We start from the raw sequence: 12,493 nt of genomic DNA, 5'->3' as shown, positions 1-12,493 counted from the left end.
ATGCTCACCGTACGTATCGCCTTCCCACGTCCCATGCCGCGGCATTAGGTCCGACCCCACCCGGTCCTCGCCTATCCGCCCCGCAGCCCGGGCGCACGCGGTCCGCCGCGCCAGCCCACCGCACTTCCAGCCCGTATTCCGCCGCCCCAATGCGGCCGTGTCCGTTTTTCGCACAAGGAAGCCCCATGGCGCACGACGCCGGCGGGGCGCAGTCATGACTCGCAGAAAACTCGATTTCCGTGGACAAGTCTTCAAGGACGTCCTTGGTTTTACCTTCCGCCATTGGCTGGAACAGCCGCTGCGCATCGGCGCCATCGCGTCGCTGATGCTGCTGGCCGCCCTGTCCGACGTGCTGACGCCGTTGTACGCCGGCCGCCTGGTCGACGCGCTGGCGTCGGGCGCGGGCGGGCAGGCCGCTGCCTGGAACGCGGCCATCGCCGCCTTCTGGGCGCTGACCGGCCTGAGCCTGGCCGGCACCGTGCTGCGCCAGTTCGTCTACATGAACATCATCAGCCTGACGCTGCGCATGATGAGCGACATCGCGCGCAACGCCTTCCACAAGGTGCAGCGCTTCTCCACCGACTGGCATGCCAACAGCTTCGCCGGCTCGACGGTGCGCAAGATCACGCGCGGCATGTGGGCGCTGGACCTGCTGAACGACACGCTGCTGGTGGCGCTGCTGCCGTCCGTGGCCATGCTGCTGGGCGCCACCCTGCTGCTGGGCTGGCACTGGCCCGTGATGGGCGTGGTGGTCGGCATCGGCTCGCTGCTGTACATCGGCATCACCTGCGCGGTGTCGCTGGGCTTCGTCGCGCCGTCGGCCCGCCTGGCCAATGCGTGGGATACCCGCATGGGCGGCGCGCTGGCCGACGCCATCAGCTGCAACCCGGTGGTCAAGGCCTTCGGCGCCGAATCGCGCGAGGAGGAACGGCTGGGCCGCGTCATCGACAAGTGGCGCTCGCGCACGCGCCGCACCTGGAAGCGCGGCACGCTCAACGGCGGCCTGCAGGGCCTGATGCTGACCGCCATGCAGGCCGCCATCCTGGGCGTGGCGCTGCTGCTATGGGTACGCAAGGAGGCCACGGTCGGCGACATCACGTTCGCGCTGACCATGTTCTTCATCCTCGAAGGCTACCTGCGCGAGGTCGGCATGCACATCCGCAACCTGCAGCGCTCGGTCAACGACATGGAAGAGCTGGTGTCGCTGGACGCCCAGCCGCTGGGCATCGACGACGCGCCCGGCGCACCGGCCATCCGCATCGGCCAGGGCGAGATCCGCTTCGACCACGTCACGTTCCGCTACGGCAATCATCCGCGGCCGCTGTACGACGACTTCTCGATCCGCATCGCGCCGGGCGAACGCGTCGGCCTGGTGGGTCACTCGGGTTCGGGCAAGACCACCTTCATCAAGCTGATCCAGCGGCTGTACGACATCAACGGCGGCGCCATCACCATCGACGGGCAGGACATCGCCGCGGTGCGCCAGGACTCGTTGCGCGGCCAGATCGCCATCGTGCAACAGGAGCCGGTCCTGTTCCACCGCACGCTAGCCGACAACATCGCGTATGCACGGCCCGGCGCCACGCGTGCCGAGATCGAGGCCGCGGCAAGGCTGGCCAGCGCACACGAGTTCATCGAGGCGCTGCCCAAGGGCTACGACACGCTGGTGGGGGAACGCGGGATCAAGCTGTCGGGCGGCGAACGCCAGCGCGTGGCGATCGCGCGCGCCTTCCTGGCCGACGCGCCCATCCTGATCCTGGACGAGGCGACGTCGAGCCTGGATAGCGAAAGCGAAGTGCTGATCCAGCAAGCCATGGAGCGGTTGATGGTCGGCCGCACCACGCTGGTCGTGGCGCATCGCCTTTCGACCGTGCGCGCATTGGACAGGCTCCTGGTGCTGGACCACGGACGGGTCGTCGAAGAGGGCAACCACGAATCGCTGATCCGGTTGCCCAACGGCCTATACCGCCGCCTGTTCGAGCGCCAGGCGCTCGAGCTGACGCGCGGCCTGATGCTGGACGACGGCGCCCAGCCACCGGCGCCTGCCGAGGCCGACTACGAGGACGACACGCCGGGGCTGCCGGCGTAGGGGTCGGGCGGCCCCGGGGCCGCCGGCCCGCCCTCGCGGGCGGGCAGCCATCGGAAGGCATGCGCGGGCGATGCTTACTGCTTGGCCTTGTCGGCGTCGCCGACCTTCTTCTGCAGTTCCTTGCCCATGTTCAGGTGTTCCTGCAGGGCCGGCAGCGTCTTGGCAGCGAAGGCCTTCACGTCAGCGTCCTTGGCTTCCTTCGAGGCCTTGGTGAACAGCTCCACCGCATCTTCGTGGGCCGACACGCCGATCGAGTCGGCATAGGCCTTGTCGAAGCTTTCGTCACGCACGTCCAGGGCCTTCAGCTTGGCCTTCTGCATCATCGAAGGCTCGGTGGGCGGCGTGTAGCCCTTGCTCTTGGCCAGGGCGTCCAGTTCCTGCCCAACCTTGCCATGGTCGGCGATCATTTTTTCAGCGAACGACTTCACGTCGGCCGATTTGGCCTTCGTGGCGGCCAGCTTGCTGCCTTCGATCTCCAGATGGCCGGCCTGCGCCGCATTCTCCAGGAAATCGCGGTCCGAGCTGTCCAGTTTCTGCGTGCCGGCGGGGCTGGCCGAGCTCTCGGCCGGCGCGGTCGTCGTGGGCGCCTTCTGCGCGAAGGCGGGTTGCGCCAGGGCCATCGTGGTACCCGCCAGGATGCTCAAAGCCAGGGTGTGCAGTTTCATCGTTGATTTCTCCCAAAGGTCGGCCGGATCACCGCGGACGCCCGTGCGGGCCGCCGCGGCCGGTCACTCCCCTTAGCAACCGCCGTGCCCAGCCTCGCCCGATCTGCGCAAGCCGCCCGCCGGGGCATGCTTTTTGCGCACCGTGCCACGGCATGGCATCCTTGCCCGTGCCCTGCCCCTCGTCCGCCGGCCGCGCCGCCGGCCCGCTCCTGGAGTCTCCCGCATGCTGTCGCGCCTGGCCAAGGAAGAAACCCTGCTGTGGATCGCGGCGGCCGGCGCGGTCTGCGCCTATGCCGTCGAAGAACCGCTGTTGCATAACGGAGGTCTGGTGGCCGGCGTGGCCACGGCGGTGCTCGTGGCCGCCATCATCTGCGCCTCGCTGCGGGTGGCGGCCCACGCCGAGCACATCGCGCAGCGCGTGGGCGATCCCTACGGCACCATGGTGCTGACGCTGTCCGCCGTGGTGGTCGAGGTGATGGTGCTGGCCATCGTCATGTCCAACCAGAATTCGCCGACGCTGGTGCGCGACACGATCTACGCCGCGGTCATGCTGGACATCAACGGCATCCTCGGCCTGGCCGCGCTGATGGGCGGCATCAAGCATGGCGAGCAATCCTACAACGACGACTCCGGCCGCACCTACGGCGTGATGATCCTCACCGCCATCACCGTGTCCATGGTGGTGCCGGAGTTCATTCCCCGGCATGCGTGGCACGTGTACTCGGGCTTCACCATCGTGGCGATGATCACGCTGTACGCGGTGTTCCTGCGCATGCAGACCGGGCCGCACAGCTATTTCTTCAGCTACAGCTATCCCGACAAGCCGCGTCGGCGCGCGCGCCCCGCGGCGGCGGACGCCGTCGATCCGCCGGCCGAACCGCAACCCATCGGCGCATCGGCCGGCGTGCTGGTGGCGGGCCTCGTCGTGATCGGCGCGCTGTCCGAGGTGATGTCGCAGACGCTGGGCAGGACGCTGCAGGGCATCGCCGCGCCGCCGGCCCTGCCCGCGCTGGTGGTGGCGGTGATCTCGGCCAGCCCCGAGATCCTTACCGCGCTGCGTGCCGCCCTGGCCAACCGCATGCAGTCGGTGGTCAACATCGCGATGGGCGCGTCGCTGGCCACCGTCATCCTGACCGTGCCGCTGATGGAGGCTTTGGCCCTGTACAACGGCCAGCCCTTCCAGATGGCGATGACCCCGTTGCAGACCGTGATGATGCTGGTCACCCTGATCGTGGCCGCCATCAACCTGAACGACGGCCAGACCAACGCCATCGAAGGCATGACCCATTTCGTGCTGTTCGCGACATTCGTGGTGTTGACGATGATGGGGCTGTAGGCGCCGGGCGCCACGACGGCAACGGGGCTTGACCGCCCTTGCCAGGCGCGGAGAATCTGCGGCAAATGTCCGCCTGACTTTTCTTTTGCCTCCTCCTGTCGAGGCCTCGATGAATGAACCACCTTTGCTGCAGGCCCGCGCCGGCCGATCTCTTCCCGGAAACGAGGACGCACCCGCGCGCCCAGGCGCCCTGGCGCGCGCAAGGCGGTTCGTCATGAAGCACCGCGTCACCCTGACCGACCTGGGCATGCTGGCCGCCGTCATCGCGGTGCTCGCCTACCTCTGCGTCGAATTCGACCTGTTCCTGACCGAAGGCAGCACCAGCGCGGACGAACGGATCGTCGAACTGGACGAGATGCTGCTGGTCGGCGGCGTGCTGATGCTGGGCCTGTTGATCTTCTCGCTGCGGCGCTATCGCGAACAGAAGCGCGAAATGGCGCAGCGCCGCCAGGCCGAGCGCCAGGCGCGCGAACTGGCCTACCAGGATCCGCTGACCGGCCTGCCCAACCGCCGCCAGTTCGAGGAAGCGCTGCGCGTGGCGGTGGCCTCGCCGCCCTCGGCCGGCGCGGTGCATGCCGTGCTCATGCTCGACCTGAACGGCTTCAAGCAGGTCAACGACGTGCGCGGCCACGACGTGGGCGATGCCGTGCTGGTCGTCGTGGCGCAACGCCTGCTGGGCGCGGTGCGCGCCGGCGAGATGGTGGCGCGGCTGGGCGGCGACGAGTTCGTCATCCTCGCCCAGCACCTGACCGGGCCGGAGTCGGCGTCGGGCATCGCGCTGCGCGTCATCCAGGGGCTTGCCGAGCCGCTGCCGGCGGGCGGCGGCTCGCACTCCATCGGCGTGGGCATCGGCATCACGCTGCTGCCCGGCAATGCCGCGACGGCGGAAGAGGCGGTGCGCAAGGCCGACGTGGCGCTGTACCGCGCCAAGTCGGAGCGCCGCTCGGCGTTTCGGTTCTTCGAGGAAGAGATGGACCGGCTGGTGCAGGAACGCGCGCAGCTCGAGCGCTTGCTGAAGGACGCCATCCTGGCCGGCCGCGTGCAGCCGCGCTTCGTGCCGACGCACGATCTGCAGTCCGGCCGCATCGTGGGCTTCGAGGCCACGCCGTACTGGGTCGCGGATGATGGCGAGGAACTGCCGCCCGAACGCTTCCTGCCCACCGCGGAGGAAACCGGGTTGGTCCACCTACTGGCCGAGCGGCTGCTGGAGCAGGCCTGCGCCGTGGCCCTGCAATGGCCCGACGACGTCACGCTGGCCATCAACGTCCTGCCCGGCCAACTGAAGGACAGGCAGCTGGCCGCCGGCATCCTGCAGCGGCTGCGGCAGGCCGGCCTGGCGCCCGCGCGGCTGCAGGTCGACATTCCCGAGAACATGGTCGTGCAGGACCCGCGCGCCGCGCGCGGCCTGATCGATCCCCTGCAACAAGCCGGCGTGCGCATCGCGCTGGACCACTTCGGCACGGGCTATTCCAACCTGTACCACATGCGCGAGTTCCGCTTCGACAAGGTCAAGATCGACCGCCGCCTGGTCGAGCACATGGACGACGAATCCAACGCGCGGCTGGTGCGCGCGCTGGTCGGGCTGGGCCAGGGTCTGGGCACCGTGGTGAGCGCGGACGGCGTGGGCCGCGCCACGCCCGACCTGCTGGATTCCGGCGTGCAGGAAGGCCAGGCCGGCGACCTGTCCGTGAACGCGGGCCGCACGCTGGACTACTTCCGCACGGCCTGACGGGCCCGTTCATTGCGGGTTCAGCGCCGCGCGGTATGCTGGAAAACACCGCGGCGGACGCCACGAGGCGTCCGGCCTTCCCCCACTCGAGCAGGAGTACACGCATGCAGAAACGTCCCTTGGGAAAGACCGGCCTGGACATCGCGCCGTTGGTGTTAGGCGGCAACGTGTTCGGCTGGACCATCGATGAGGCCGCCAGTTTCGACGTGCTCGACGCCTTCATCGACCACGGCTTCAACGCCATCGACACGGCGGACGTCTATTCGCGCTGGGCCGAGGGCAACCAGGGCGGCGAATCCGAGACCATCATCGGCAAGTGGCTGAAGGCCCGTCCCGCCATGCGCGACAAGGTCGTCATCTTCACCAAGGTGGGCTCCGACCTGGGCCGGCCCGGCCACAAGGGGCTGAAGGCCAAGTGGATCCTGCGCGCCGTGGAAGACTCGCTGGCGCGGCTGGGCGTCGAGGCCATCGATCTGTATTTCTCGCACTGGCCCGATCCCGACAGCGCGCACGACGAAACCCTGGGCGCGTACGACAAGCTTCTGCGCGCCGGCAAGATCCGCGCCATCGGCGCCTCCAACTACGACGCCGAACTGCTGTTCGCCGCCCAGGAGACCGCGCGCCAGCACGGCCTGCCCGCCTATCAGGTGCTGCAGCCGGAATACAACCTGTACGACCGCGCGTCGTTCGACGGCCCGCTGCGCGAACTGTGCCTGCGCGAGGGCCTGGGCGTGGTCACCTACTACAGCCTGGCCTCGGGCTTCCTGTCGGGCAAGTACCGCGGCCGCGCCGACCTGTCGCAAAGCGCGCGCGGCGCCGGCATCGAGAAGAAATATCTGAATCCGCGCGGCATGGCCATCCTGGACGCCCTGGACCAGGTGGCGGAAAGCCAGGACGCCAAGCCGGCCGAGGTGGCACTGGCCTGGCTGATGGCGCGCGAGGGCGTCACCGCGCCCATCGCCAGCGCCACGCGCCGCCAGCAGGTCGAGAGCTTCGCGCGCGCCGCGGCGCTGACGCTGTCGCCGGCCGACATGGCGGTGCTGGAGAAGGCCAGCGCCGGCGCCTGACGCGCCGATTTGACCGCGCTGCGCAAAGGGCCACAATGGGGGGACGGTCCTTTTTCAGGAGACCCGCATGATCGCTCGCGTCCTCGCCATTTCCGCCCTGGCGCTTTCCGGCCTGCTGGCCGGCTGCGCCAACCAGGACTTCTCCCATCCCGGCCCGCCGCACCCCGGCGCCGCCAATCCCTACAGCAACGGCGGCTTCAGCGACCCGGGCCCCAATTACCCCGATACGGGCCACTGATTGCCGCAATTCCCCGGCACGCCGCTTGCTGGGGCTGCTACGCTGGCGCTTTCCGTGTCCGCGATGCACGATGCGCCGGCACCGCCGGTGACGATTTGCCACAACCGGATGCCGCCTCTGATGCCTGAGGCGCCCCCTTGGGGTGTAATCGTTCCACCGGCCGCTATTTGCCCTTACGCAAGGTCCCGTCTGCCTATGTCCGCCTTCCCCGTCACCGTGCGCGGCACGACGCTCTATCTCGACGACACTGCCGAGCAGCGCCGCCACAAGCTGGCCCGTATCGTGCTGGATAGCCTCACCCAGTTTGCGGGCGTGCTCGACCCTGACGGCAATGTGCTGGACATCAACCCCGCCGCGATGCAGGAAGCCGGCATCCTGCTTGACGAGATTTCCGGCAAGCCGTTCTGGAACACCTGCTGGTGGCAGGGCTCCGAGTCCGTCCGCGACAGCTGGCGCGACGCCATCCGGCGCGCCGCGCGGGGCGAGACCGTGCGCTGGGACACCCATCTGTGCGTCAAGGCGGGCGACAAGGCGCTGCGCGACGTGGACGTCACCCTCACCCCCGTCAGCGACGATCAGGGTACCGTGCAATTGCTGATCGTCGAGGCGCGCGACATCTCCGGCCAGAAGATGCACGAGCGCGAGGCCTCCCGCCAGCAGGCGGCCATCGCGCAGCTGCAGGACATGGCCGCCATGGCCGACCCCGCCACCGGCCGGGTCAGCCCGGACCGCGAACACGCCGCGCACGTGCTGCAGTTGATCATCGAGCGCCAGGCCCAGATGAACCAGTCGCTCGAGGCCATGGTGGCCGAGCGCACCGCCAGCCTGGAAGCCGCCAACACCCGGCTGCGCGACGAAGCCCACGAGCGCGCGCAGATGGAGTATGCGCTGCGCCAATCGCAGAAGATGGAGGCCATCGGCAAGCTCACCGGCGGCGTAGCCCATGACTTCAACAACCTGCTGCAGGTGATCGGCGGCAATCTGCAACTGCTGGTCAAGGAAATCGCGGCCAGCGGCAACGAACGCGCCCAGACGCGCCTGCGCAACGCCTTGAACGGCGTGTCGCGCGGCTCCAAGCTGGCCTCGCAGCTGCTGTCCTTCGGACGGCGCCAGCCCTTGGCGCCCACCGTCGTCAATCTGGGACGCTTCGTGCGCGGCATGGACGACATGCTGCGCCGCGCGCTGGGCGAGGGCATCGAGGTCGAGACCATCGCCTCCGCGGGCCTCTGGAACACGCTGGCCGACACCTCGCAGATCGAGAACGCCGTGCTGAACCTGGCGATCAACGCGCGCGATGCCATGGCCGGCCACGGCAAGCTCACCATCGAGGCGGGCAACGCCGCCCTGACCGACGTGTACGCCGCGCGCCATGCCGACGTCGAACCCGGCGAGTACGTGATGCTGGCCATCTCCGACACCGGCCCCGGCATGTCGTCCGAAGTGCTGGAACACGTATTCGAGCCCTTCTTCACCACCAAGCCCGAGGGCCAGGGCACCGGCCTGGGCCTGAGCATGGTGTATGGCTTCGTCAAGCAGTCCAACGGCCACATCAAGATCTACAGCGAACCCGGCGAAGGCACCACGGTGCGCATCTACCTGCCTCGCGTGGCGCAGGACGAGGAGGACGTGGTCGAGCCCGAGGTGGGCCCGGTGGTGGGCGGCACCGAGGCCATCCTGGTGGTCGAGGACGACGAACAGGTGCGCGAGACCGTCGTGGCCATGCTGTCCGACCTGGGCTACAGCATCCTCAAGGCCAAGGACGCGGTCAGCGCCCTGGCCATCGTCGAGAGCGGCGCGCCCGTCGACCTGCTGTTCACCGACGTGGTCATGCCCGGCCCGCTGCGCAGCCCCGAGCTGGCCCGCCAGACGCGCCAGCGCCTGCCCAACGTGGCGGTGCTTTTCACTTCGGGCTATACCGAGAATGCCATCGTGCATTCGGGACGGCTCGACCCCGGGGTCGAACTGCTCAGCAAGCCCTACACGCGCGAGGCGCTGGCCCGCAAGGTGCGCCACGTGCTGCGCAACCAGCAGCAGCGCAACCTGGCGCGCGGCCAGGGGCCGGGGAAGGGTTGAATCGCGGCGGGGAGCGGCGCTGCTCCCTATAATGGGCGCCACGCCCCGACGCCACGCCAAGGACCCGCGCAATGTTCGACATGCCCGCCGACGCCATGCATGCCCTGCAGGAGCACCTCACTGCGCAACAGGTCCAGGCCGTCACGCAGGCGCTGGTGCCGTCCATCGTGCTGCAGCCCGCCAGGCAGGCGGCCAAGGCGCCGGGCGCCACCCGCCTGGGCGGCACGCCCGACCTGCCGGCGGGCGCCGAATGGCCGCGGCCCTTACCGCCGGCCGATCCCGAGGCCCTGGCCAGGCGGGGCAACGACGCGGCGGCCGCCGAGATGCGCGCGCACCTGAAGGCCAGGCTGCCCTATGCCTTCATGGGCCAGATCGACCTGGCCGAGGCGCATGCGCTGGGCGAGGTCGCCAAGCCCCTGCCCGCCCAGGGCCGCCTGCTGTTCTTCTATGACCTGGCCGTGGGCCCGTGGGAGACCGGCATGCGCCCGGCGCGCGTGCTGTGGGACCAGACCCCGCGCGAGGCCCTGAAGCCGCTGGCCATGCCGCCCGACCTGGCCGAGGCCATGCAGCGCCAGCAGCGCGAACTGCGCGACATGATGGTGAAGTACGGCCAGAAGCCATCCGAGGCCCTGGCCACGAACTACGGCGCCCCCGCGCATTTCATGACGCTGAAGTACGCGCTGCGCCTGCCCGATCCCGAGGCCCTCGAAGCCGAGCCGCTGATGAAACGGCAAACCGCCGAAGGCGACGGCGCGTTCTCCGATACCTACCGGGACGTGCTCGACCAGCTGGGCGAGTCCTATCCCGAGCCGGCCTGGAAGCGGCACCAGCTGCTGGGCAGCCCGCTGCCCGAGCAGAGCGATCCGCGCTATGACGCCGTGGTCGTCACCCAGTTCGGCAAGCAGCACCTGAGCCGCGACGAATGGCATGCGCACTTCGATCGCATCCATGCGCAGGCGCAGCAATGGCGCCTGCTGTGGCAGGTCGACCTGTCCGACTGGGGCGGCGACCTGAGCGAAGGCACCGTGTATTTCCTGATACGCTCCAACGACCTGGCCGAGCGCCGCTTCGACCAGGTGGTCGCGGTCTACCAGCAGACCTGACTCCCGCGCCGCCGCCGGCGCATTCCCCATCCCGGAAGCACAAGCTTGAACACCTCCGCCTACGATCCCGCCCCCGCCGCCGAACTGCTTGCCGCCGCCTGGCGCGGCGCGCCGCAACTGAAGGAACTGCCCGCCGACCAGCGGCCGGCCGACCTGGACCAGGGGTACCAATTGCAGGACCGCTTCGTCGCCGTGCTGGGCACGCCCACGGCGGGCTGGAAGCTGGGCCTGGGCAGCCCCGCCAGCCTGCGCGCCGCGCAGCTGAAGCGCCCGCTGATCGGCCGCCTGCTGAAAACACGCGTCCATGCGGCCGGCGCCACCGTGCGCCTCACCCGCCCCGACACTGCATTCACCGTCGAGTTCGAGATCGCCTTCGTGCTGGCGCGGGACATCGCCCCGGGCGATGCGCCAGCCAACGTGCTGGACGCCGTGGCCAGCACGCATCCGGCCTTCGAACTGGTGCAATCACGCTTCACGGACCGCCGTGCCGTGGGCTTGCCCAGCTTCATCGGCGACGGCGTGGGCTTCGACGCCTTCGTGCTGGGCGCGGAAATTGCCGCCGGCGACATCGACGGCGTGATCGCCAGCGCCCGCGTCGAGGTCGACGGCGTGCCGCACGCGCAGGCGCTCGAAGGCGACGACCTGTCGTATCCGCTGGATTCGCTGCGCTACCTGTACGACTTCGCTTGCGAACGCGGCATCACCTTGCGCAAGGGCGAGATCGTCACCGCCGGCGCCATCGCCAAGCCCTTCGACCTGCCGCGCGCCGGCGTGTCGATCGCGGGCGTCTACGCGGGCGGCGAACTGCGCGCATCGCTGGCCCGGGCCTGACTTCCGGCCGATGATGGCGGGCCGCCTCGCGCGGCGGTCCGGACCGGCGGGCGTTCGCTCTCGCGCCGAGCTCTGCCGCGACGTCAGCCCTTCCCCACCCGATACGAGGTCGGCGGCGCCGTGCCGTTGACGGCATACGCCCCCACCTGGCGCTCGCGGTAGATGCGCGGGTTGTGCGAGGCGATCGTGCGCGCATTGCGCCAATACCGGTCCAGGCCCTCGGTGCGCAGCGTGGCCGAGGCGCCCAGCGCGTCGAACAGCTCGGTGCTGGCATCCAATACCAGCTTCGTGATGACCGACACGGACTGGTCCACTTCCACGTGGGCCAGCGTGGTGGCTCGCAGGCGCCGCGCCTGGTCGCCGCAGGGATCGGCGTGGGCGTCGTGGCTGCCCTGGATGGCCCGCGCGGCCTGCAACGCGATCGCGCGGGCGGCATAGGCCGCGCCGCGCACCCGTCCCACCACCTGCAGGATCTGCGGATCCTCCGACACGCGCGCCGCGTTGCCATGGCTGTAGACGCGGTCGCGCTGGCGCACGCGCCGCGCCACGTCGTCGGCCAGGGCCCGCCCGATGCCGGCGATCGAGGCCAGGTGCACCAGTTGATAGAACGGCACGGCATACGGGAAGCGCTCCGCCGACGGGCGCAGCCAGTCGGGCTGGACGCGCACGTCCGTGAAGCGTGCGGTGCCGCTGGCCGTCAGGGCCTGGCCGAAGCCGTCCCAGTCGTCCAGCACCTCCACGCCCGGCGCGGTGCGCGGCACCTGCAGGAACACGGTCGCGTCGCCGTCCTGGGCGCCCACCGCGATCCAGTCCGCGAACAGCGACCCCGTCGTGTAGAACTTCTGCCCGTCCAGCCGCACGCCGCCGGCGTCGCGCGTCAGGTGGGTCGAGAACGTGCCGACCCTGGCGCCGCCCGCTTCCGACAGCCCCGCGCCGATCAGCGTGCCGGCGGCCAGCCGATCCAGCCAGCGCGCGCGCCACTGCGTCTCGTGCGAGGTCAGCACATCCTCGACGAAGCCCAGGTGGGCGCGCAAGGCATTCACCACGTTGGTGTCGGCCGCGCCCAGCTCCACCAGCAAGCCGAACAATTCGGGCAGCGTCGCCCCCGCGCCGCCGTATTCCTCCGGCAGGCGCACGCGGGCGAAGCCGGCCTCGCGCAGCCAGGCGATCTCCTCGTGCGGCAGGCGATGCCGCACGTCGCGCTCGACCGCGCCGGCGCGGATGCGCGCGAACAGCGGGCGCCAGGGCTGCGCCAGCGCCTCGTAGCGCGCGCTGGGCGCGGCGCCCCAGGCATCGGAGCCGGCGTCCACGTCGGTCGTATCGGCATGGTTCATGGGGTTCCCTCTCGCATGTGCGTGCCCT

Annotated in this window: 10 protein-coding genes; 8 read left to right on the top strand and 2 right to left on the bottom strand. The window is 69.7% G+C overall.

The genetic code is table 11. The annotated features are described in order from the left end of the window. The first annotated feature begins 214 nt into the window (after nucleotides 1-214). Complete coding sequence (locus FS845_RS10320; RefSeq protein ID WP_144633941.1) at nucleotides 215-2,089, top strand: ABC transporter ATP-binding protein; 1,875 nt, start codon at nucleotides 215-217, stop codon at nucleotides 2,087-2,089. Between the two features lie 74 nt (nucleotides 2,090-2,163). On the opposite strand, the gene FS845_RS10315 is transcribed toward FS845_RS10320, so the two are convergent. Beyond that, nucleotides 2,164-2,754 carry a DUF4142 domain-containing protein gene (locus FS845_RS10315; protein WP_260986232.1) on the bottom strand — a complete coding sequence of 197 codons (591 nt, stop codon included), beginning with the start codon at nucleotides 2,752-2,754 and terminating at the stop codon, nucleotides 2,164-2,166. 223 nt (nucleotides 2,755-2,977) lie between these two features. Between FS845_RS10315 and FS845_RS10310 the strand changes: the two genes are divergently transcribed. The 7 genes from FS845_RS10310 (at nucleotide 2,978) to FS845_RS10285 (ending at nucleotide 11,131) form a co-directional block, all read left to right on the top strand. After that, complete coding sequence (locus tag FS845_RS10310; protein ID WP_144633939.1) at nucleotides 2,978-4,090, top strand: calcium:proton antiporter; 1,113 nt, start codon at nucleotides 2,978-2,980, stop codon at nucleotides 4,088-4,090. 214 nt (nucleotides 4,091-4,304) lie between these two features. Continuing rightward, nucleotides 4,305-5,819: a putative bifunctional diguanylate cyclase/phosphodiesterase gene (locus FS845_RS10305; RefSeq protein WP_186332230.1), complete on the top strand. Its 1,515-nt coding sequence runs from the start codon at nucleotides 4,305-4,307 to the stop codon at nucleotides 5,817-5,819. Nucleotides 5,820-5,923: 104 nt separating this feature from the next. Next, a complete protein-coding gene (locus tag FS845_RS10300; protein WP_144633932.1) occupies nucleotides 5,924-6,886 on the top strand; it encodes an aldo/keto reductase in 963 nt (320 codons plus the stop codon). A gap of 67 nt (nucleotides 6,887-6,953) precedes the next feature. After that, nucleotides 6,954-7,124, top strand: a complete 171-nt coding sequence (locus FS845_RS26485) for a hypothetical protein (RefSeq protein WP_186332229.1) — start codon at nucleotides 6,954-6,956, stop codon at nucleotides 7,122-7,124. 195 nt (nucleotides 7,125-7,319) lie between these two features. Beyond that, nucleotides 7,320-9,197 (top strand): PAS domain-containing sensor histidine kinase, encoded by a 1,878-nt coding sequence (locus tag FS845_RS10295; protein WP_186332228.1) that lies wholly within the window; start codon nucleotides 7,320-7,322, stop codon nucleotides 9,195-9,197. A gap of 71 nt (nucleotides 9,198-9,268) precedes the next feature. Then, complete coding sequence (locus FS845_RS10290; RefSeq protein ID WP_144633929.1) at nucleotides 9,269-10,300, top strand: DUF1963 domain-containing protein; 1,032 nt, start codon at nucleotides 9,269-9,271, stop codon at nucleotides 10,298-10,300. 45 nt (nucleotides 10,301-10,345) lie between these two features. Continuing rightward, the gene (locus FS845_RS10285; protein ID WP_144633926.1) at nucleotides 10,346-11,131 is read left to right on the top strand and encodes a 2-keto-4-pentenoate hydratase; all 786 of its coding nucleotides are present in this window, start codon (nucleotides 10,346-10,348) and stop codon (nucleotides 11,129-11,131) included. Between the two features lie 83 nt (nucleotides 11,132-11,214). Here FS845_RS10285 and FS845_RS10280 read toward each other — a convergent pair whose 3' ends face one another. Then, nucleotides 11,215-12,465 carry an acyl-CoA dehydrogenase family protein gene (locus FS845_RS10280; protein WP_144633923.1) on the bottom strand — a complete coding sequence of 417 codons (1,251 nt, stop codon included), beginning with the start codon at nucleotides 12,463-12,465 and terminating at the stop codon, nucleotides 11,215-11,217. Nucleotides 12,466-12,493 lie beyond the last annotated feature (28 nt).

The sequence above is a fragment of the Bordetella genomosp. 13 genome (genome assembly GCF_007679965.1).
Classification (GTDB): domain Bacteria; phylum Pseudomonadota; class Gammaproteobacteria; order Burkholderiales; family Burkholderiaceae_B; genus Bordetella.
Note: the sequence above shows the minus strand (reverse complement) of the source record. Positions and strands in the feature narration are given on the sequence as shown.